This is a genomic window from Streptomyces sp. NPDC058678 (genome assembly GCF_042714835.1).
In the GTDB taxonomy this organism is placed as follows: Bacteria; Actinomycetota; Actinomycetes; order Streptomycetales; family Streptomycetaceae; genus Streptomyces.
Window position 1 is genome coordinate 362254 of record NZ_JBHXSG010000001.1, and the last position, 21562, is coordinate 383815.

A 21562-nucleotide genomic window follows, 5' to 3' on the forward strand; every position below is an offset into this window, starting at 1 on the left:
GGGGACCAGCCGGTGCGGCCGGGGGCGTCGCGGATGCGAAGACCAGGGCGTCAGAGCTTGAGTCCGACGGCCCCGTACAGCGACACGGGCCCTTCCCCGTCGGGCTTCTCACCCGTCGCGGCGAGCTCCGGATGCCAGTCGGCGACCGACACGATCCCCGGGTCCATCACCTCGAGTCCCTTGAAGAAGCCGCCTATTTCGGCTTGCGACCGGGCCACCAGCGTCACCCCGCCCGCCGCATACGTGGCGATGCCCCGCCGTACGTTCTCCGGCTCGAAGTCCGCGGTCATCGCCGACAGCACCAGGCAACTGCCCGGCGCGAGGGCCTCGACCAGGGTGTCCACCAGCTCGTAGGCGCCGTCCTCGTCCGCGACGAAGTGCAGCAGGGCGATCAGGGACAGGGCGATGGGCCGGTCGAAGTCGAGGACGCGGCGGGTCTGTTCGAGAATGCTCCGCGGATCGCGCGCGTCCGCCTGGAGGTACTCCGTCACGCCCTCGGGTGTGCCGCGGAGTAAAGCCTCGGCGTGGGCCAGGACGATCGGGTCGTTGTCGACGTAGACGACCCGGGCGTCCGGGGCGACGGACTGGGCGATCTGATGGAGGTTGGGCTCGGTGGGTATGCCGGTGCCGATGTCGAGGAACTGGCGGATTCCCGCCTCCCGGGCGAGCCGACGCGTGGCACGCTGCATGAACCGGCGGTTGGCGCGCGCCGCCCGCGGGGCTCCGGTGTCGATCGAGGTGATCTGTCGGCCGAGTTCCTCGTCGACCGGGTAGTTGTCCTTGCCGCCGAGGAACCAGTCGTAGACCCGGGCCGGATGCGGTCTGGTGGTGTCGATCCGGTTCGTGCCGGTCCGGTTCGCGTCGGTCCGCTGGACGGCCGGCTCGGTCACGCTGTACTCCTCTGCTCGACGAGGCCCGCTGGATTCTTCGGCGGGTCGTTCGAGCAGTCTGGCACGATCATGACGTGTGGCAGAGGCGGTCTTCGGCCACCTGTTCGGCCAGGCGCCGCCGCGTCAACGCGGCGGCGGGCAAGGCCGGTTCGGAGCTGTGGACCGTCCGGTCACGGCCTGAGCGGGTCGTGGCCGATCGTCATCAGACGCTGCCGGCGGGCCGTGGAGGCCGCGTCCTCGGCCGCGGGCTCGTTCTCCAGGTCCGTCTCATCGGTGACGGTGTCGACGACCTCGTACATCACGCTGATGTCGTCGTCGGTGAGATCCGTGCGCCGTTTCTGCAGAATCGCGAGGACATGCTGCCCCGTGGGGGTGCCCGCGTGCTCAGGCAGCGGCTCCGCGTTCTCGTCCGCGTCGCTGACCCGCAGCCACGCGGCCAGCTCCTGCGAGGTCATGTTCACCACGCGGTGGAAGTCCTGCCACAGAGCGTCGAGTTCGAGGGCGTCGGTCATCAAGTGCCCCTTCGTGCGTGTGCGTCGGGTACCGATCGGCGTCGTACGGGTGCGTCCGGGTGCCGGTCAGTCTTCCTTCGGCCAGTTCTCCGCGTCGAACATCCAGCGCTGCTTCTCCAGTTCGGCGGTGACCGTGATCAGCAGGTCCTGGGTGACCGGATCGGCCTTCTCGGTCGCCTCGATGCGCTCGCGCAGCCGTCCGATGGCCGCCTCCAGGGACTCGACCATCACCTCGACGACCTCCGAGTCACGGACCCAGCCGTCCTTGGGGCCGGGCAGCGTGAACGCGGACGCGATCGTCTCCGGCCGGCCGTCGGGCGGCAGGCCGAGCGCCGAGGAGCGCTCCGCGACGGTGTCGGCGAACTCTCGTGCGGCCGTGACCACTTCGTCGAGCTGGAGGTGGATCGAACGGAACCGCGGGCCGACCACGTTCCAGTGCGCCTGCTTCCCGATGAGGGAGAGCCCGAGAAGATCCACCAGCGTGCTCTGCAGTGCGTCCCCGGTGACCTGACGGGCGGATTCGGGAATCGTGCTCTTCACGACAGTCATACGGTGCTTCTCCTTGCGGCGTCGTCTCTGGTCGTACGGAGCAGTGCGTCGCGCTCCTCCTCGCAGGTTCCGCCCCACACGCCCGAGGTCCGCCCGTCGTCCAACGCGAACGTCAGACACTGGACGGTCACCGGGCAGCGGGCACACACGCGCTTGGCGGCCGCGATGTCCCGCAGCGCCGGTCCGGACGTGCCCACGGGAAAGAACAACTCGGGGTCCTCACCCACGCAGGCCGCACTGCGCAACCACTCCATGGCGGCGCGGGTGCCCAGCATGCACCAGCGCAAACACCGCGAAGACGGCCGCCCCACCGGCGGGTGCCGGGCGTCTTCCCAGGGGAAACAGCCGGGCCTATAGTCAAAAACTAGCAGCGCTAATTACATGTCCGATGCCGAAGACGTCGCCCAGGAGCCCCCCTCGTGCGTCCCGTCCACTTCGCGGCCGCCCGCCGCACCCCCATCGGCAGGCTGCGCGGCGCCCTGTCCGCCGTACGCCCCGACGACCTCGCCGCGAGCGTGATCCGCGCCCTCGTCGCCGACGTCCCCGCGCTCGACCCCGCACGCATCGACGACGTCTACTGGGGCGCCGCCAACCAGGCCGGCGAGGACAACCGGAACGTCGCCCGCATGGCCGCGCTGCTCGCCGGCCTGCCCGAGACCGTGCCCGGCGCCACGGTCAACCGGCTGTGCGCCTCGGGCCTCGAAGCCGTCACCACCGCGGCCCGCACCATCGCCGCCGGCGAGGCCGACATCGTGCTCGCCGGCGGCTCCGAGTCGATGAGCCGCGCCCCCTTCGTGCTGCCCCGCCCGGACGAAGCCCTGCCGCACCGGATCGAGACCGTCGACACCCGGCTCGGCTGGCGCCTGGTCAACCCGGCGATGAAGGACCTCCACGGCCTGCTCTCCATGGGCGAGACCGCGGAGGAGGTCGCCGAACGGTACGGCGTGACCCGCGAGCGGCAGGACGCCTTCGCGCTGCGCAGCCACCGACTGGCCGCGGACGCCCGCAAGAACGGCCACTTCGACGACGAGCTGCTGGCGGTGGAGCGCCCCGACGGCGTCGTCGTCGACACCGACGAGTGCATCCGCGAGGACACCTCACCGGAGAAGCTGGCGCGCCTCAAGCCCGTCTTCCGGGAGGGCGGCACGGTCACCGCGGGCAACGCCTCGCCGATGAACGACGGCGCCGCCGGACTGCTCCTGGTCAGCGAGGAGGCACTGAACGAACTCGGCCTGGAGCCGCTCGGCCGCTACGTCGCCGGCGCCTCCGCCGGAGTCCATCCCGACGTGATGGGCATCGGCCCGGTCCCCGCCACCCGCAAGGCGCTGGCCCGCGCCGACTGGAGCGTCGCCGACCTGGAGGAGGCCGAGTTCAACGAGGCGTTCGCCGCACAGGCCCTGGCCTGCGTCGACCAGCTCGGCATCGACCCGGACCTGGTCAACCCCAGCGGCGGGGCGATCGCCCTCGGCCACCCCCTCGGCTGCTCGGGCGCCCGCATCCTCACGACACTGCTGCACCGGATGCGGCGGACGGGGGCGGCGCGGGGCCTGGCGACGATGTGCGTGGGCGTGGGGCAGGGGAGCGCGGTGCTGGTGGAGCGGCACTAGGTGAGCCGACCGCAGGTTGATGACGCGGTTGGCTGGTGTCGACCGCTGACTCCGGTGTGAGGTCGGTGGCAGTGGTACCGGTCCAGCCAGGCGGGAAACGCGGCCGGCAACACCGGCCATCTGGCGAGACGCTCCTTACGCCACCGGTTACCTGCACATAGCATCGGTGTCCGCATGAACACCATGAGCCTCTGGCACATCACCGGCTGGGAATTCGCCGCCCTCGCCTCCGCCGCCCTGCTCGTCGGCTTCTCGAAGACCGCCGTGAGCGGGGCCAACACGGTCAGCCTGGCGATCTTCGCCGCGGTACTGCCCGCCCGCGCCTCCACCGGCGTGCTGCTGCCGATCCTGATCGCCGGGGACGTGCTCGCCGTGCTCACCTACCGACGCCACGCCCACTGGCCCACGCTTTGGCGACTGTTCCCGGCGGTCGCGGTCGGTGTGGTCGCCGGCACGCTGTTCCTGGTGTGGGCGGACGACGAAATCGTACGGACGTCGATCGGGGCGATCCTGCTGCTGATGGCCGGGGTGACGGTGTGGCGGCGCCGCACGGCCGACACCGAGGAGGAACCGGACTCGGTCGCGACCCGGTCCGGCCGCGTCAAGGCCCGCTCCTACGGCGTCCTCGGCGGATTCACCACCATGGTCGCCAACGCGGGCGGCCCGGTGATGTCGATGTACCTGCTCTCCGCCGGCTTCCGCAAGCTCGGCTTCCTCGGCACCTCCGCCTTCTTCTTCCTGATCGTCAACGTTTCCAAGGTGCCCTTCAGCGTCGGACTCGGCCTGATCGACGGCCGCTCGCTGCTCCTCGACGCCGCGCTCGTGGTGTTCGTCGTGCCCGGCGCGTTCATCGGCAAATGGGCTGTGAACAGGATCAACCAGCGATTGTTCGAGCAACTGGTGATCGGGGCGACGGTCCTGGGCGGCCTACAACTGCTGCTTCGCTAGCCCCAGCAGGGCGGGCAGGTCCGCGAAAGACTCGATCACATGGTCGGGCGTGCCGCTCGCCCCCTCATGGGTCTCCGGGAGGTACTTGCCGGTCTTCACCAGCACCCCGGTGACACCGGCGCGCTGCGCCGCCAGGACGTCGGACTCGATGTCGTCGCCGACCATCACCGCGTCCTGCGCACCGGCCCCGAGGTGTGCCAGCGCCGCCGCGAAGAACGCCGCCGACGGCTTGCCCGTCACCACGGCCTCGACCCGCGCCGCCTGCTCCAGGCCGACCAGGAAGGCCCCGGAGTCGAGCCGCAGTCCGGCGTCGGTACGCCAGTACAGGTTGCGGTGCATCGCCACCAGCCGGGCACCGCGCTGCAGGTGGCCGAAGGCCCGGTCGAGCGCCGCGTAGTCGAACTCGGGGCCGGCCCCGCCGACGACCACGACATCCGGAACGGCGTCGCCGTCGCCCCTGCCCCCCTCCTCACCATCGTCGACGAGGGTGACGCCTTCCAGATCCTCCCGGATGTCACCGCTGTTGAGCAGGACACACCGCGCGCCGGGCCACTGCTCGGCGAGATACGCGGCCGTGACGGCCGGAGCGGTCAGGATGTCCCCGGCGGTCACCTCGAAGCCCGCGTCCGCCAGCGTCGCGGCGATCGACGCCCGTGTCCGGGAGGTCGTGTTGGTGACCAGGGCCACCGGGAGACCGGCCTCCCGGACCTCCCGCAACGCCTCGACCGCCCCCGGCAGCGGCTGCCACGACACGGTGAGGACCCCGTCGATGTCGATCAGTACGGCACGCGCGGATTCCATGTCCGGACGATAGCCATCCATGCCCGGGAAGTCGGCCGTACCCGGCGTGTCGTCATCCGTCCGGCACCTCGTAGGCTCGGCGCCATGCCCTCGCACGTCCTCATCCTCGGCGGTACCGCCGAGGCCCGGGAGCTGGCCGCCGTGCTCGCGGCCCGCCGCGGTCTCCGTGTCACCACCTCGCTCGCCGGACGCGTGGCCCGGCCGGGCGTGATCGCCGGGGACGTACGGATCGGCGGCTTCGGCGGGGCGGACGGACTTGCCGACTGGCTGCGGGAGGGGCGTGTGGACGCGCTGGTCGACGCCACACATCCCTTCGCCGCCAAGATCACCGAGAACGCGGCGGCGGCCGCGGCGGCGACCGGGGTCGCGGCGGTGGTGCTGCGCCGCCCGGCCTGGCGTCCCGGCCCCGAGGACCGCTGGCACCCGGTTGCGTCGTTGAGCGCGGCCGCGGACCTGCTGCCGCGGCTCGGCCGACGGGTGTTCCTGACCACCGGACGCCTGGGCCTCGCCGCCTTCGCGCATCTGACGGACCTGCACTTCGTCGTACGGTCCGTGGAGCTGCCCGAACCGCCGATGCCACCGCACACCGAAGTCCTGCTGGCCCGCGGCCCCTTCACCGTGGCCGACGAGTCCGCGCTGCTGTACGACCACTGCGTCGACGTACTGGTGACCAAGGACAGTGGTGGAGAGGCGACGGCCGCCAAGCTGACGGCCGCGCGGGAACTGGCGTTGCCCGTCGTGGTCGTAGGACGCCCGCCGCTGCCGGAGGGCGTGACGGCGGTGCCCGATGTGGCGACGGTCCTGGAGTGGCTCGGCCTCAGTCCGCGGTGACGACGGAGGCACGGAGGCGGTCGATGGCGCGCAACACCTCGTCGCGGTTCCCGGCGCTCTTGATCCAGGCGGGCAGGCGGGCGACGTAGGTCATCTTCCGGCCGTGTTCGTACCAGGGCGCCCGCTCCCGCAGCGTCGCGGCCACGAACCGGCGGAGCAGGTCGAGGTGTTCGAGGTTGTACGCCCAGATCTCGCCGTGCCTGGTCTCGGCCTGCAGCCACAGGGCCGGCCGGGCGCACCGGGCCGTGGCCTTGGACAGGCCGCAGGACCGGCAGACCAGACGGGATTCGGCGGGCGTCCGGCGCTCGAAGTGGGCGATCCGATCACAGCGCGGGCAGCGGACCAGCACCGACGTGCTGAAGGCGGATGCCGTGCTGCCGGGATCGTGGAAGCGGACGGGCGCGGGGGACATGCCGCGAGTATGGCAACCACCCCTCCCGGCCCGCCTCCGCTTTTCATGCGGTGCTCCGGGCCGGCTCCCTCCACTGCTGCTGCGGCACCATGGTGGATTGCTCCCGCATGCGGACGAGCCGCACGAGTGCCAGAGCGACCCGTGCCTCACTCCCGCCGATTGCGGCGCAGCAGATACGTGTCCATGATCCAGCCCTTGCGCTCGCGGGCCTCCGCGCGCAGCCGCTCGATCCGGGGCGCGGCCTCCGCGATCGGGCCGGCGGCGAGGATCTCGTCCGGCGTGCCGATGTAGGCGCCCCAGTAGATGTCGATGTCCTGGTCGGCGTACCGCCGGAACGTCTGGTGGGCGTCGAGCATCACGACCACGTCGTCCACGCCGTCGGGGAAGCCCTCGGCGAGCCGTCGGCCGGTCGTGATCTGGACGGGACGGGCGACCCGGTTCAGACCGGTCCGGTGCCGGGCGACGAGCGCCGAGACACTGCTGATCCCCGGCACGACGTCGTACTCGAAGGCCACCGCGCCCTGCTCGAGGATCTCGTCCAGGATCCCGATCGTGCTGTCGTACAGCGCGGGGTCCCCCCACACCAGGAACGCGCCGCTCTCGTCCTCGCCCAGCTCCTCGGCGATCAGCCGTGCGTAGATCTCCGCGCGGGCACTGCGCCAGTCCCCGACGGCGGGGGAGTAGGCGGCCCCGCCCGCTGCCCGGTCCCGCTCCGGGTCGCGTGCCTCGACGACCCTGTACGTCCCCTCGGGTATGTGCGTGTCGAGCATGTCCCGGCGGAGCTGCACCAGGTCGTTCTTCACCTCGCCCTTGTCCAGGACGAAGAACACGTCCGTACTCCGCAGCGCCCTGACCGCCTGCAGGGTCAGCTGCTCGGGGTCGCCCGCGCCGATACCGATGACATGAATCTTTCGCACGCCCCGAGTCTGCCGCACGGCACTGACAACGCGTGCACCGCGTCCACACGGGTGCCCGAGGCGTCCGCCGCCCAGGCGGCGGACGGTGCCGGCGCAGCCGGATCGAGCCGTGCGTAGGCCACCCACCGGGCCCGGGAGCACCGCTCCCCACCTGCGACGTCTCTCGGCCGAACTGGTCCCGCACCGGCCGCCCCGGCGGCACTCGCGGGCACGGCTGCCGCCGCCCGGCCGGTCGGCGGAGGACGAGCAGACCCGCGCCGACGGTGACACGGGTGCGGCCCGCACCCGCGGCGCCCGGCCCGGCGTGCCCCGGCCGGTCCGGCTCCTAGGAGGTCGCAACCGACGGCGACAGGGGTGCTGCGGCCCGTACCCCCGGCGGCCCGCCCCGGCGTGGCCCGGCCGGTCCGGCTTCTAGGAGGCCGCTTCTCCCCGCAGCCGCGGCGCCCGCGCCCCGGCGTCGATGGTCGCGAGGTCCCTCTCCACGTGCTCGGCCAGCTGCCGCGCCCAGCCCACGATCCCGGGCAGGTCCATTCCGTACGGCCGTTCCCGCCCCGCGGCCGCCGCCCACTCCTCCACGGCCGCGCCGCCGCGCCGCAGCAGCCGGGCGCCGCCCGTGACATTGCCCCGGGCGGCATGCGTGAGCCCCACGGCGAGCTGGGCGAGCCCGCGCCACAGGCCGCGCTCCTCCGCGGGCCCCGACTTCCAGGCGTCCTCGAACACCTCGTGCGCGTGGAACGGCTTCCCCGCGTCCAGCAGCTCCTGGGCCTCGGCGACGCTCTCGTCCGGGGTGCGGACGACCCCCTCGGGCTGCCGCTCCACACCGTCCGCGCCGTACGGCAGCGGCCGGCCGAGCCCGTCCCGGGGCCGCGCGTTGCGCGCCCGCCCCTCGTCGTCCCGGTCCCGCGCTTCGGCCTGTCGTCCTGAGGATGCACTGCCCATACGCCGATTGTCCCGCGCCCCCCGCGCACGCCGCCTTCACCCCCACCCCTCCTCACCCCGCCCCTCCCCGCCTTCGGCGAGGCCTGCGACGTGGGGTAAAGTGCTTTTCGCGCGATCACGCGGTTCACCGCGGGAAGCGCACCGGGACGTGGCGCAGCTTGGTAGCGCACTTGACTGGGGGTCAAGGGGTCGCAGGTTCAAATCCTGTCGTCCCGACAGGATGAAGGGTCTTCGCAGGCGAAAGCCTGGGAGGGCCCTTTTTCGTGTGGGTCGTTTCCGGCTTCGAGGGTGTCGCGGTGCGCACGGGAAACGACCGAGGCGCAGCGCTTGCCGCCGGCCGGGAAAAATGCTTGGACGCCGCGCACGCCGTCGCGGGACACTCCGTTCCCGGTCCCCTCGTACTCGCACAGTGACGTAGCCACCACTCTTCGTGTCCACCCTGAGGACCCCAGAGCGGAGGCACTCACGCGAAACCGAAGTCACGCGCGGACACCGACCACGGCACCTGCCCGCCGGAGCACCTGGCGGGCCGCCGTACGACAACACGGGATGGGGATGGAAACGCCTGCATCGCGCGAGGTCCCGCCGGGCAAGGGCCCGGTGCTCCTCGCGCTTCGTTTTTACGGACGGGAACTGGCCAGGCTCCGGTGGCTGACGGTGCCCGGGACACTGCTGCCCGCGCTGGGCAACATCGGCCTCTACTACATCGCGCCGCTGGTCGTCGCGAAGCTCGTCGGCCGTATCGCCGACGACGACGGCAGCACCGTCGGCACGGCGCTGCCCTACGTCCTCGGGTTCGCCGGGGTCATGCTGCTCGCGGAGGCGCTGTGGCGCGTCGGCCTGCACTGCCTGAACCGGCTCGACGCCCTCGGCATCGAGAACCTGTACGTGATCGGCATGGACGAGCTGTTCGCCAAGGACGCCGCGTTCTTCCACGACAACTTCGCCGGCTCGCTGACCAAGCGGGTGCTGAGCTTCGCCTCCCGCTTCGAGCAGTTCGTCGACACGCTGACGTTCAACGTGGTGGGCAACTTCGTGCCGCTGCTGTTCGGCGCGGTGATCCTGTGGCGCTACGAACCGCTCCTCGTCGTCGGGCTGCTGGTGATGATCGCGGTGACGGCGCTGTGCGTGGTGCCGCTCATCCGGCGCCGCCAGGTGCTCGTCGCACAGCGCGAGGCGGCGATCGCCCGGGTGTCGGGTCACGTAGCCGACAGCCTGATGAACATGGACACGGTCCGGGCGTTCGCCGCCGAGGAACGCGAGGCCGCGGAACACCGCTCCCGCGTCGCGGAGTCACGGCGGCTCTCGCTGCGGTCGTGGGACTACGGCAACCTGCGCATCGACACGCTGGTCGCGCCGTTGTCCGTGCTGACCAACGTGCTGGGCCTGCTGCTCGCGGTCACGCTCGGCGGGGGCGGGCACGGGGTGGAGGCGGTCGTGGTCGCCTTCACGTACTACACCAACGCGACGCGGATCATGTTCGAGTTCAACCAGATCTACCGTCGGCTGGAGAGCGCGATGACGGAGGCCGCCCAGTTCACCGAACTGCTGCTGACCCCGCCGACCGTCCTCGACCCGGTCGCGCCGGAGCCGCTGCTGCCCGGGGCCGCCGACGTCCGCTTCGACAAGGTGACGTTCGCGCACGCCGGAGCGGAGACGCTCTTCGACGGTCTCGACCTGACCGTGCCCAGCGGGACGAAGATCGGTCTCGTCGGCCGGTCCGGCGGAGGCAAGACCACGCTCTCCCGGCTGTTGCTGCGGATGACGGACATCGACGCCGGCCGGATCCTGATCGGGGGTCAGGACATCAGCAGGCTGCGCCAGTCCGACCTGCGCAGCCTGATCGCGTACGTGCCGCAGGACCCGGCGATGTTCCACCGCACGCTGCGGGACAACATCGCGTTCGCCCGTCCGGACGCCACCGACGCCGAGATCCGCCGGGCCGCCGAGGCCGCGCACGTCACCGAGTTCGCCGACGTGCTGCCGCACGGCTTCGACACGATGGTGGGCGAGCGCGGCATCAAGTTGTCCGGCGGGCAGCGCCAGCGGGTCGCCCTCGCCCGGGCGATCCTGCGTGACGCGCCGATCCTGCTGCTCGACGAGGCGACCAGCGCGCTGGACTCCGAGAGCGAGCTTCTCGTCCAGGAGGCGCTGTGGCGGCTCATGGAGGGGCGCACGGCGCTGGTGGTCGCGCACCGGCTGAGCACGGTCGCCGGCATGGACCAGCTCATCGTCCTCGACCGGGGGCGGATCGTCGAGCAGGGAACACACCAGGAACTGCTCGCGTCGGAGGGCGCCTACGCGACGCTGTGGCAGCACCAGTCGGGCGGTTTCCTCGACGACAGCCCCGCCGGGGCCGACCTGCTGTGAACACGAGCGCCGGGGCCGGCCGAGGGCGTACAGGCGCCCGCGGCCGGCCCCCCCCGGGTGCCGAGGAGGGCGGTTATCTCCCGGGCCATCGCCCCTCGCCCCTCGCCGGTCCGTCGTCCCTCACAGGGCCGCGCGGCTGGCAATCTCCGTGCCCGCTGACTCCGTGCCCGCTGACTCCGTGCCCGCTGACTCCGTGCCCGCTGTCCCTCTGGCGCAGAAGCCGTCACTCGGCCACCCAGGTGAGGCCGTCGTCCGAGGCCACGAGGCCGCCCGGGCGCAGTGGGGTCTCGTCCTCCAACGGGCCGCCGAAGACGCCTCGTTCCTGCAGTACCGCGCCCTCCTGGAACACCTGGCGGATCGTGGCGGCCTCGAAGAGCGGGTTGCGCAGGCCGTCGGAGTCCGGCAGCCGGCCCACTGCCTCGTCGAGTTCCGTGGCGGCGGCCGTCAGCCGGGCACCCGCCTGCCCGGACAGCCCGAGGGACGCGTCGCCGGACGCCAGTCCGCCCACCAGGTCGACGAAGGCCTCGACTTCCGTCGTGTCGACATGGGTGACCTTGCGGGCCTTCCAGAAGTACGACCGCTCGTCCTGGTGCATGTCGTAGAAGGAGACCAGGAACTCGTGGAACAGGCCGTACTCGTGCCGGTAGCGGGCCTGGAACTCGTCGAAGAGGCGGCCCTCGTCCAGCACCCCGGCGAGGCCGCCGTTGATGGACCGGGCCGCGAGCAGGGCGCCGTACGTGGCGAGGTGCACTCCGGAGGACAGGACCGGGTCGACGAAGCACGCCGCGTCGCCGACCAGCACCATGCCGGGCCGCCACAGCCGGGACTTCCAGTACGACCAGTCCTTGCGGACCCGCACCTGGTCGTACGGCACCTCGGTGGCTCGGGGGACGCCGCGCAGGAGGTCACGGACCTCCGGGCACGAGTCGATCAGCCCGCGCCAGGCCGTCACCGGGTCCCGCTGGATCGCGGCGGCGCTCTCCCGGCTGACCACCGCTCCGACGCTCGTGAGGTCGTCCCGGAGGGGGATGTACCAGAGCCAGCCCTCGTCGAAGGCGGCGCAGAAGATGTTGCCGTCGTCGGGCGCCGGAAGTCGCGCGCCTCCGGCGAAGTAGCCGAACACCGCGATGTTCCGGAAGAACTCGGAGTACGTCCGCCCGCCGCCGACCTCGCCGTGGATCCTGCTGCCGTTGCCGGAGGCGTCCACGACGTAGCGGGCCCGGACCTCGCGGATCTCGCCGGACGGGCCGGTCCAGTGGACGCCCCGGACCCTTTCCTCGTCGGCGAGCACGTTCTTGACGCGGCAGCCTTCCCGTACGTCCACGCCGACCCGGCGGGCGTTGTCCAGGAGGATCGCGTCGAACCGGGACCGCTCGACCTGGAAGGCGAACGAGGTCGGGTCGGCCAGCCGGGGAGACAGCGCGAAGGAGAACTGCCACGGCTCCGGGTTCCGGCCCCACCGGAAGGTTCCGCCGCGCTTCGGCTTGAAGCCCGCCCGCGCGACCTCCTCCTCCACGCCCAGGATGCGGCACACCCCGTGCACGGTGGACGGGAGCAGCGACTCGCCGATCTGGTACCGGGGGAACGTCTGCTGCTCTAGGAGGAGGACGCGGTGGCCGCGCAGGGCGACGGCCGACGCGGCGGTCGCCCCGGCCGGGCCGCCGCCCACGACGACCACGTCGAACTCCTCGACCGTCGTCTCCTCACCGATGGGGTTCACTGTGCTCCTTCTGCGGTCGGCGCCGACGGAACGTCCCTGCGGCCGAGGGAGTCGAGCCAGGTCCGGACGGCCGCCGCCGTGGTCGAGGTGTGTTCCTGCATGAACGAGAAGTGGTCGCCGGGTACGTCGACCTGGGCGTGCGGCAGCGGCCAGGACGTCCGCCACTCGTCCGGGTCCGCGCCCGCCGCCATCTCGGGGGTCGGTTGTGTGGCCCGTACCAGCAGGGTCGGGGCGCCGACCGGTTCCGGGTCCCAGTCGAGGAACATGCGGGTGTACGCGCCCAGTGCCGCCACACCCCTGTCCTCGTCACCCGTGAACTGGTTCCCGCCCAGGCGCGGCGCGATGACGGCCGGCAGGGACAGCAGCCAGTCCTTGTCGCTGTTGCGGTGGTTGATCAGGTACGTGTCGAGCAGGACCTGGCCGACGGGGGCCCGCCCCATGTCCTCGAGCCGCCGGGTCACGGCATGGGCGACGGCGCCCCCGGTGCACATCCCCACGACGGCGAAGGGCCGGTCGCCGACGTGCCGCAGCACCGTCTCCGCATGGGTCCTGGCGAGCGTGTCCCGGTCGGCCGGCACGGCACTGCCCGCCCCGATGCCGGGGTGCGGGAGTTCGAGGACGTCCAGCTCGCCCCGGAAGTGGGCGTGGAACCGGGCGAACTCCCCGCCGGGGGCGGCGAAGGGCGGGTGGTACCCGGTGAAGAAGACGAGCACCGGACGTTCGCCGGAGCCCGCCGCGCCCGCGGAGCTTTCCGAACCCTCGGAGCCTTTGGCGCGCAGCAGCGGCGGCAGTGCGTGCTCCCCGCTGTCGGCCTGCGCGAAGGTCGGGACCGCCCAGGAGGCCGTGACGAGCATGTGCATCGCGGCGACCACCTGACCGGCCTCGCAGACCCGCCGGTAGAGCGAGGAGAGTGTCTGCGCGGGTCGGTCGTCCGCCGATGTGGGTCGTGGTTCCGGCGCGGTCTCGGGCAGGTCGTCCAGCAGGCCCAGTACGTGACGGGCCAGGCCCTGGGGCGTCGGGTGCTCGAACACCACGGCGGCGGAGAGTCTGAGCCGCAGCGCCATGCTCAGCCGGTTGCGGACCTGGACCGCCATCAGCGAGTCGAAGCCGAGTTCGGCGAAGGACCTGCCGGGCGGGAGCGCGTCCGGGTCCGGATATCCGAGCACCACCGCCACGTCGGCGCTCATCAACTTCGCCAGTTCCGCCTCCCGTTGGGCGGCGGGCAGCTCGGCCAGCAGCGTGCGCCAGGCTCCCGGCCGCCAGGACTGCTCCGTACCCGGTGCGGAGCCGGTGTCGGCGTTCCCGGTTTCGGCGGAGGGCCTGCGCGACGCCAGCAGTCCGTGCAGGAGCGGCGGCAGGGGCCCTCGGGAGGACCGGAGGGCACCGCGGTCCAGCAGGATCGGCGCCAGCACGGGCTCGCCCGCGCCGAGCGCCGCGTCGAACAGGGCCAGGCCCTGCTCCACGGACAGCGCGCGCAGCACGTCACGGGCCCTTCCGTTCGGGGCACCCGCGCCGGCCATGCCGCCGTCGTGCTCCCAGGGGCCCCACGCCAAGGACACGGCGGGCAGTCCCAGTCGATCGCGGTGCCGGGCCAGGGCGTCCAGGAAGGAGTTCGCCGCCGCGTAGGTGCCCTGACCGGCGCGGCCGAGCAGTCCGGACACCGAGGAGAACAGGACGAACGCCGACAGGTCCAGATCCCGGGTCACCTCGTGCAGATGCCAGGCCGCGTCCGCCTTCGGCCGGAGCACCGCGGCCATCCGCTCGGGAGTCTGAGCCGCCAGGACGCCGTCGTCCAGCACACCGGCGGCGTGCACCACGGCGGTCAGCGCGGGCGCGCAGCCCTTCACCACCTCGGCCAGCGCGGCGCGGTCGCCCGCGTCACAGGCCACGATCCGCACCTCGGCACCCAACTCCTTCAGCACACCCCGTAGTTCGGCGGCGTTCGGCGCCTGAGGCCCCTGGCGCCCGGTCAGCAGCAGGTGTCGTACGCCGTACGAGGTGACGAGATGGCGGGCGAGTTCCGCACCCAGCGCGCCGGTACCGCCGGTGATCAGGACCGTGCCGTCCGGGTCGAAGGTGCCGCGTCCGGCGGGGAGTTCGCCGAGGGCGGCGAGTCGCGGCACCGACAACTGTCCTTTTCGTATCGACAGTTGGGGCTCACCGGTGGCCACTGCCGCGGGGAGCAGCCGTAGCGACTCGGGCCGACCGTCCACGTCGAGGAGGACGACCCGCCCGGGCAGCTCCGCCTGGGCCGCACGTACCAGCCCCCACACGGCCGCCCCGGCCAGATCCGGCTCCGGCGCGGTCGCGTCCCGCGTCACCACCACCAGAGGGGAGCCCGCCGTCCGTGGGTCGTCCTGCCAGTTCTGCAGCGTGCGGAGCACTCTGCCGGTCAGCAGGTGCACGGCGGGCAGCGGGCCGGCATCGGTCGCCGGGCCGACCGCCGTGGCCACGACGGTGTCCGGTTCGGGCGCTTCGGTGTCCACGAGGCCGGAAAGCAGTCCGCCGAGGCCCAGCTCGTCCGGGCCCGCGAGCGCCCAGCGTCCGGTGTGTACGCGATGCCGCTCGCCCTCGGGCAGCTCGACGGCGGTCCAGCCGGGGTGCAGCAGGGCGCGTCGCACCACCTCGGCCGCCTGTCCGGCCGTGTCGGCCGGCAGTTCCCGGGTGGCCAGGGAGTCCACCCGCGCGACCGGGCGCCCCGTCGGGTCGGCGAGGGTCACCGAGACCGTGTCCGTGCCGCCCGGGGCGACCCGTACGCGCACCGTCGACGCCCCTGCCGCGTACAGGCGTACGCCGTTCCACGCGAACGGCACCCGGATCGCGTCGGACTCGGGTGCGGAGCCCGCGAGCAGCGGGGCGTGCAGTGCCGCGTCCAGCAGCGCCGGATGGATGGCGAACCGGTCGGCGGTTGCCAACTCCGGTCCGGTCAGATGGACTTCCGCGAAAAGGTCGCCGTCCCGCCGCCAAAGTGCCTGTACGCCACGGAAGGCCGGGCCGTAGGCGAGACCGCGGTCCGCGAGGCCGTCGTATGCGTCGGCGAGGTCGATCTCGGTCGCGCCCTGGGGCGGCCACACGGCGAGGTCCGTCTCCGGCTGAGCGGTCTCGGTTCCGCTGAGCGCCCCGGTGGCGTGCCGGGTCCAGGCAGGCTCGGCGTCCTCCGCGGCAGGCTCGGCGTCATCTGTGACGGGCCGGGCGTAGACGTCGACCGGGCGTCGGCCGGACTCGTCGGCCGCGCCCACGACGACCTGGACGCGTACGCCCGTGGCCGCGGGCAGGGGGAGTGGGGCCAGGACCACGAGTTCGTCGAGCGTGCCGCAGCCGACCTCGTCGCCCGCCCGTACGGCCAGCTCCACGAACGCCGTGGCGGGGACCAGGACCGTCCCGCCGATCACATGGTCGGCGAGCCACGGGTGGGTCGTGGCGGAGAGCAGACCGGCGAACACCGTCCGGTCGGTGTCCGGCACGGCGAACGCCGGACCCAGCAGCGGGTGTCCGTGCGGGTCCGCGGCGGCGCCGGGGGTGCGCGGCGCGTCCAGCCAGTACCGCTGCCGCTGGAAGGCGTACGTCGGCAGGTCCACCCGCCGCGCACCGGTCCCCGCGAACACCGCGGGCCAGTCGACGTGCGCCCCGCGCACATGGAGGCGGGCCATGGCGGACAGCAGCGTCCGCGGCTCGGGCTCGCCGCCCCGCGTGGCGCCGGCGCACATCGGGGCCCGGCCCCTGTCGTCCTGACCGGTCAGGCAGTCCTCGGCCGCGGCGGTGAGCGCGGGTCCGGGGCCGATCTCCAGGAACGCCGACACCTCGTTGTCGCCGAGCCACCGCACGGCGTCGGCGAACCGCACCGGCAGGCGGGCGTGCCGTACCCAGTACTCCGGCGAACACAGCTCCCCGGCCTCGGCCGGGCGGCCCGACACGGCCGAGACCACCGGGATCCGCGGCGGCCGGAAGACCAGCCCCTCGGCGACGCGGCGGAAGTCGTCGAGCATGGGTTCCACCAGTGGCGAGTGGAAGGCATGGCCGACCCGCAGGCGTACGGTCCTGCGGCCACGCTCCTCGAAGCCGGCCGCGACCGCGAGCACCGCGTCCCGTACGCCCGAGATCACCACGGAGCGCGGCCCGTTGACGGAGGCGATCGCCACCCGGTCGCCGAACTCGGGGAGTGCGGCGAGGACTTCGTCCTCCGTCGCGTGCAGCGCCACCATCGCGCCACCCGTGGGCAGGGCGTGCATCAACCGGCCCCGAGCCGCGACGAGTTCCGCCGCGTCAGCCAGGTCCAGCACTCCGGCGGCATGGGCCGCCGCCAGTTCCCCGACGGAGTGCCCGGCCAGGAAGTCGGCGCGCACGCCCCAGGACTCCAGCAGCCGGAACAGTGCCACCTCGAAGGCGAACAGGCCGGCCTGGGTGAAGTCCGTACGGTCGAGCAGCGCGGCCTCCGGCGTACCCGGCCCGGCGGACAGCACCACGTCCAGCGGTCGGTCGAGACGGCCGTCCAGTGCCCGGCAGACCTCGTCGAAGGCCGAGTCGAAGGCGGGGAACGCGGCACGCAACTCCGCGCCCATACGCGTGCGTTGAGCTCCCTGGCCGGTGAACAGGAAGGCCGTACGGACACCGGGATCCGCGACGGCTCGCTCCGCGCCGCCCGTGCCGTCGGCGAGCGCGTTCAGCGCGGCCTGCATCCGGGTGCGGTCGTCGGCCGGCACCATCGCGCGGTGGGCGAGCGGTGCCCTCGACACGGCCAGGGAGTGGCCGACGTCGACAGACGAGAGAGTGGGCCGGGCCGCCAAGTGGGCCGCCAGACGGCCGGCCTGGGCCCGCAGGGCGCCTTCGTCGGCGCCGGAGAGCAGCCAGGGCACCGGCACCTCGGCGGTGCTCGATCCGGTGCAGGGCCGCTGCGTATCGGTCGGATGCGTATCGGTCGGCTGCGGAGGCTCTTCCAGGATGACGTGCGCGTTGGTGCCGCCGATGCCGAAGGCCGACACGCCGGCCCGGCGCGGCCCGGTGTCCCTCGCGGGCCACGGGCGGGCCTCGGTCAGCAGTTCCACCCGGCCCGCCGACCAGTCCACGTGCGGGGTGGGTGTCTGCGCGTGCAGGGTGCGCGGGAGTTCCTCGTGCCGCATGGCCTGCACCATCTTGATGACCCCGGCGACGCCGGCGGCCGCCTGGGTGTGCCCGAGGTTGGACTTCACCGAGCCCAGCCACAGCGGCGGCCGGTCCTCGGCGCGCCCCTGGCCGTAGGTGGCCAGCAGGGCCTGCGCCTCCAGGGGGTCGCCGAGCGTGGTGCCCGTGCCGTGCGCCTCCACCGCGTCCACGTCGTCCGCGCGGAGCCCGGCGTCGGCCAACGCCCGTGTAATGAGCCGCTGTTGGGCTTGGCCGCTCGGGGCCGTGAGACCGTTGGACGCGCCGTCCGAGTTGACGGCGGAGCCGCGCAGCACGGCCAGTACCGGGTGACCGTTGCGCCGGGCGTCGGACAGCCGCTCCAGCAGGACCAGTCCCGCTCCCTCGCCCCAGGCGGTGCCGTCCGCCGAGGCCGAGAAGGACTTGCAGCGGCCGTCGGGCGACAGGCCGCGCTGGCGGCTGAAGGCGGTGAACGGCTTCGGCGTCGCCATCACCGTGACCCCGCCGGCCAGGGCCAGGGAACACTCGCCGGAGCGCAGTGCCTGCGCCGCCCAGTGCAGCGCCACCAGTGAGGAGGAGCACGCGGTGTCGATCGTGATCGACGGACCGTGCAGGCCGTACACGTAGGAGATCCGGCCGGAGGCCACGCTGCCGGCCGAACCCAGGCCGAGATGGGCCTCCAGTTCGTGCCGGCCGAAGCGGGCGGAGTAGTCGCCGTACATCACGCCGACGAAGACGCCCGTGTCGCTCTCGCACAAGGTGGCCGGGGTGATCCCCGCGCGTTCCCAGACCTCCCACGAGGTCTCCAGGAGCAGCCGCTGCTGCGGGTCCATCGACAGCGCCTCGCGTGGCGAGATCCCGAACAGGCCCGCGTCGAACTCCGCGGCCCGGTGCAGGAAGCCGCCGCTGCGGGCGTACGAGGTGCCGACCCGGTCGGGATCGGGGTCGTACAGGGCGGCCAGGTCCCAGCCGCGGTCGGTGGGGAAGCCGGAGACGGCGTCCCCGCCCTCCGACACCAGCCGCCAGAGGTCCTCGGGGGAGTGGACGTCGCCGGGGTAACGGCAGCCCATGGCGACGATCACCACCGGATCGTCCGGGCTCGCCTCCCCGGCAGGGGGAGGCGCGGTGGCGGACACCGGCGTGAAGAGCGTGCCGTGCACGTGCCGGGCGAGCGCGGCCGGGGTGGGGTGGTCGAAGACCAGCGTCGAGGGGAGCCGCAGTCCGGTCGCCCCGCCGAGCCGTTCGATCAGCGTGAGGGCGCCCGCGGAGGTCAGCCCGAGGTCGGTGAAGGGGCTGTCGGCGTCCGGATCGGCGGAGGGGGTACGCCCGTCGGGCCGTTCGTACGGTCCGCCGCCGCAGACCGCCGCCGTCTCCGCGAGCACCGCCTCGCGCAGCGCGCGTTCCCGCCCCTCCGGGGGCAGCGTCAGCAGCCGCCGGCGCAGGGCTCCGTCGGCCGCCGTCGGGGCGGGGAGGGCCGGGCGGACGTCGGACACCGGCCGGGACAGGTCCGGCAGGAGGGCGTGGCGGGCGATCTTGCCGGACGCCGTACGCGGGACGGCCGCGATCTCGCGGATCTCCACGGGCAGTTTGTACTCGGCCAGCCGGGCGCGGCACGCGGCCAGCACCTGGCGGGGGTCGAACCCCTCCGGGCCCGGGACGACGTAGGCCACCGGGACCTCGCCGAGTACGTCGTGGTCCCTGCCCACCACCACCGCGTCCCGCACGCCGGGACAGTGCAGCAGGGCCTGCTCGATCTCCGTGGGGTGGATGTTCTCGCCGCCGCGGATGATCAGCTCGCTGACCCGGCCGGTGAGGGTGAGATGGCCGTGTGCGACGCGCCGGCCGAGGTCACCGGTGCGGTACCAGCCGTCCCGCAGCGCGGCCTCCGTCGCCTCGGCCCGGTGGTGGTAGCCGGTCATGAGACTGGGCCCGCGCACCCAGATCTCGCCCTCGTCGCCGTCCGTGACATCGTTGCCGGAGCCCGGATCGACGAGCCGTACGTCCATTCCGGGGACCGGCGGCCCGCAGGACCCGTCGACCCGCGGCCCGTCCGGCCGGTTCACCGCGATCATGCCGCAGGTCTCGGTGCTGCCGTACGCGTCGAGCAGCGGCGCCCCCAGGAGGTCCTCCACCGCCCGGCGCAGGGCCGGCGCGCTCGGGGCGCCCGCCACGACACACGTCCGCAGACCCGGTACGGGCGTCGCGTCCTCGCCCGCCGACGCCACCAGCTGGTGGTAGACGGCGGGCACACCGGCAAGGACGGTGTAGGGGCCGCCGAGGGCTTCGTGGGGTGTGCGGAGCTCCCGCAACAGGCCGCCGGGCGGCAGGAGTTCACCGGTGATCCGGGCACTCGCGCCGACGGCGGTGACCCCCAGGATCGCCAGCGAGTGGCCGAAGCTGTGGAACAGCGGGAGCGGCCACAGCAGCCGGTCCTCGGACGAGAGCCCGAAGATCGGGGCGTAACAGGCCGCCACCGACCACAGGGCGGCGCGCTGCGTGGACAGTACGCCCTTGGGGCGATGGGTGGTGCCGGAGGTGTAGAGCATCCAGGCCGGCTCGTCGAGTCCGAGGTCGTCCCGGGGCGGTTCGCGGTCGTCGGACTCGGCCGCGTCCCCGAAGAGGACCGTGCCGTCGGGGGCGTCCGCCGGGACCGGTCCCGTGCCGGTGAGCAGGACGCGCGGACGGCGGTGCCCGGGACCCGCGGGGTGCAGCCGGGCCAGGTGCGCGGAGTCGGTGACGACGACCGAAGCCCCGCTGTCCTCGAGGAAGTGGGCCAGTTCGGCGTCGGAGGACCGCGGGTTCAGGGGCACGCCCACCGCCCCCGCCCGCACGGTGGCGAGCACGCTCTCGACCATCTCCACGCAGTTGCCCAGACAGATAGCGACCCGGTCCCCGCGCCGCACACCCACCCGGGCGAGATACCCGGCCAGCCGGCCGGTGCGCCGCTCCAACTCGGCGTAGGTGACGCCCCGCACGTCGTCGGCGTACGCCACCCGTAACGGCCACTTCTCGGCGTGCGCCCTCAGTAACTCCGGCAGCGGCCGGATCAGCCCGTCGCCCGTCATGTACCCACCCCTCCGGCCCGTGTCGCGGCACGGCCGACGTCAAAGTCCCTGCATGTCAACGCCGTTGAGCCTACGGTCCGGCCGGTGTGATGATCGCGTGTTTCGGCGACCGGCGTTGCGGAACGTCCCGGCGCCGCCGGATGGTAGAAGCGAGCATGACCAACTTGCACTCTCCCTCGTCCGCGGCGGGTATCCGATGACCGCCGGTATCGACACCCCCGACCGCCGGGGCCGCACCGGACTCGACCGCACCGGCCGGGACCTCACCGGAAACCCGCGGGTCAAGGTGCGGGACGTGACCCTCCTGTCCAGCCACTGGTACGTCGAGCGCACCACCGTCTTCGACTTCCAGCACGCCGACGGCACCTGGAGCACCCAGGAGCGCGAGACGCACGACCGCGGCAACGGGGCCACCATGCTGCTGTACGACGCCGAACGCGAAACCGTGCTGCTCACCCGCCAGTTCCGGTTCCCGGTGTACGTCAACGGGCACCCCGACGGCCTGCTGGTCGAGACCCCGGGCGGCCTGCTCGACGACGAGGACGAGCACCCGGAGATCGCCGTACGCCGGGAGGTCGTCGAGGAGACCGGCCACACCATCGGCGAGGTCCAGCACGTCTTCGACGTCTACATGAGCCCCGGCTCGGTCACCGAACGCGTCAGCTTCTACGCCGCCGCCTACGGCCCCTCGACCCGCACCCACGAAGGGGGCGGCCTGGACGACGAGGGCGAGGACATCGAGATCCTCGAACTGCCCTTCCGGCGGGCCCTGGAGATGATCCGCACCGGGGAGATCGCCGACGCGAAGACGATCATGCTGCTGCAGTGGGCGGCGCTGGAGGGGCCGTTCGCACGCTGAGCGAAGCGGAGGGCAGGCACCGCCTCC

15 protein-coding genes and 1 tRNA gene are annotated in these 21562 nt (G+C 72.9%); 6 read left to right on the forward strand and 10 right to left on the reverse strand.

Annotated elements, in window-relative coordinates; genetic code table 11:
* Window positions 1–50 precede the first annotated feature (50 nt).
* The 4 genes from ACFWWR_RS01535 to ACFWWR_RS01550 all read right to left on the reverse strand — a co-directional run bounded on the left by ACFWWR_RS01535 (window position 51) and on the right by ACFWWR_RS01550 (window position 2226).
* Window positions 51–890 (reverse strand): SAM-dependent methyltransferase, encoded by an 840-nt coding sequence (locus tag ACFWWR_RS01535; RefSeq protein ID WP_383868224.1) that lies wholly within the window; start codon window positions 888–890, stop codon window positions 51–53.
* A gap of 170 nt (window positions 891–1060) precedes the next feature.
* The gene (locus ACFWWR_RS01540; protein WP_383868226.1) at window positions 1061–1402 is read right to left on the reverse strand and encodes a DUF3140 domain-containing protein; all 342 of its coding nucleotides are present in this window, start codon (window positions 1400–1402) and stop codon (window positions 1061–1063) included.
* Between the two features lie 66 nt (window positions 1403–1468).
* Entirely contained in the window at window positions 1469–1951 is a 483-nt protein-coding gene (locus ACFWWR_RS01545; protein WP_383868228.1) for a Dps family protein, read from the reverse strand.
* Window positions 1948–2226, reverse strand: coding sequence for a WhiB family transcriptional regulator (locus tag ACFWWR_RS01550; protein WP_383868230.1), 279 nt, complete (start codon window positions 2224–2226; stop codon window positions 1948–1950). The genes ACFWWR_RS01545 and ACFWWR_RS01550 overlap by 4 nt, the downstream gene beginning before the upstream one ends.
* A 144-nt stretch (window positions 2227–2370) precedes the next feature.
* On the opposite strand from ACFWWR_RS01550, the gene ACFWWR_RS01555 reads away from it, so the two are divergent.
* Together ACFWWR_RS01555 and ACFWWR_RS01560 are read left to right on the forward strand one after the other, a co-directional pair.
* Window positions 2371–3558 (forward strand): thiolase family protein, encoded by a 1188-nt coding sequence (locus tag ACFWWR_RS01555; RefSeq protein WP_383868232.1) that lies wholly within the window; start codon window positions 2371–2373, stop codon window positions 3556–3558.
* A gap of 174 nt (window positions 3559–3732) precedes the next feature.
* Window positions 3733–4506, forward strand: a complete 774-nt coding sequence (locus ACFWWR_RS01560; RefSeq protein WP_383868234.1) for a sulfite exporter TauE/SafE family protein — start codon at window positions 3733–3735, stop codon at window positions 4504–4506.
* Here the strand turns inward: ACFWWR_RS01560 and ACFWWR_RS01565 are convergent.
* Window positions 4486–5307 (reverse strand): HAD-IIA family hydrolase, encoded by an 822-nt coding sequence (locus tag ACFWWR_RS01565; protein WP_383868236.1) that lies wholly within the window; start codon window positions 5305–5307, stop codon window positions 4486–4488. The two genes, ACFWWR_RS01560 and ACFWWR_RS01565, sit on opposite strands and share 21 nt — an antisense overlap.
* Before the next feature lie 84 nt (window positions 5308–5391).
* Between ACFWWR_RS01565 and ACFWWR_RS01570 the strand changes: the two genes are divergently transcribed.
* Window positions 5392–6138 (forward strand): cobalt-precorrin-6A reductase, encoded by a 747-nt coding sequence (locus ACFWWR_RS01570; protein ID WP_383868238.1) that lies wholly within the window; start codon window positions 5392–5394, stop codon window positions 6136–6138.
* On the opposite strand, the gene ACFWWR_RS01575 is transcribed toward ACFWWR_RS01570, so the two are convergent.
* The 3 genes from ACFWWR_RS01575 to ACFWWR_RS01585 all read right to left on the reverse strand — a co-directional run bounded on the left by ACFWWR_RS01575 (window position 6125) and on the right by ACFWWR_RS01585 (window position 8406).
* Complete coding sequence (locus tag ACFWWR_RS01575; RefSeq protein WP_383868240.1) at window positions 6125–6550, reverse strand: hypothetical protein; 426 nt, start codon at window positions 6548–6550, stop codon at window positions 6125–6127. The two genes, ACFWWR_RS01570 and ACFWWR_RS01575, sit on opposite strands and share 14 nt — an antisense overlap.
* 146 nt (window positions 6551–6696) lie before the next feature.
* The gene (cobF, locus tag ACFWWR_RS01580) at window positions 6697–7467 is read right to left on the reverse strand and encodes a precorrin-6A synthase (deacetylating) (RefSeq protein WP_383868242.1); all 771 of its coding nucleotides are present in this window, start codon (window positions 7465–7467) and stop codon (window positions 6697–6699) included.
* Window positions 7468–7878: 411 nt separating this feature from the next.
* Complete coding sequence (locus tag ACFWWR_RS01585; RefSeq protein ID WP_384301339.1) at window positions 7879–8406, reverse strand: DUF309 domain-containing protein; 528 nt, start codon at window positions 8404–8406, stop codon at window positions 7879–7881.
* Window positions 8407–8548: 142 nt separating this feature from the next.
* On the opposite strand from ACFWWR_RS01585, the gene ACFWWR_RS01590 reads away from it, so the two are divergent.
* Together ACFWWR_RS01590 and ACFWWR_RS01595 are read left to right on the forward strand one after the other, a co-directional pair.
* A tRNA-Pro gene (locus tag ACFWWR_RS01590) sits at window positions 8549–8622 on the forward strand.
* Window positions 8623–8961: 339 nt separating this feature from the next.
* Window positions 8962–10776, forward strand: coding sequence for an ABC transporter ATP-binding protein (locus tag ACFWWR_RS01595; RefSeq protein WP_384301341.1), 1815 nt, complete (start codon window positions 8962–8964; stop codon window positions 10774–10776).
* A gap of 223 nt (window positions 10777–10999) precedes the next feature.
* Here the strand turns inward: ACFWWR_RS01595 and ACFWWR_RS01600 are convergent, their stop codons facing one another.
* A complete protein-coding gene (locus ACFWWR_RS01600; RefSeq protein ID WP_383868248.1) occupies window positions 11000–12496 on the reverse strand; it encodes a tryptophan 7-halogenase in 1497 nt (498 codons plus the stop codon).
* On the reverse strand, window positions 12493–20676 hold the full coding sequence (locus ACFWWR_RS01605; RefSeq protein ID WP_384301343.1) for a type I polyketide synthase: 8184 nt from the start codon (window positions 20674–20676) through the stop codon (window positions 12493–12495). Before ACFWWR_RS01605 ends, ACFWWR_RS01600 begins: the two co-directional genes overlap by 4 nt.
* Before the next feature lie 196 nt (window positions 20677–20872).
* Here ACFWWR_RS01605 and ACFWWR_RS01610 point away from each other — a divergent pair, with 196 nt between their 5' ends.
* Window positions 20873–21535 carry an NUDIX domain-containing protein gene (locus tag ACFWWR_RS01610; RefSeq protein ID WP_383868252.1) on the forward strand — a complete coding sequence of 221 codons (663 nt, stop codon included), beginning with the start codon at window positions 20873–20875 and terminating at the stop codon, window positions 21533–21535.
* Window positions 21536–21562 lie beyond the last annotated feature (27 nt).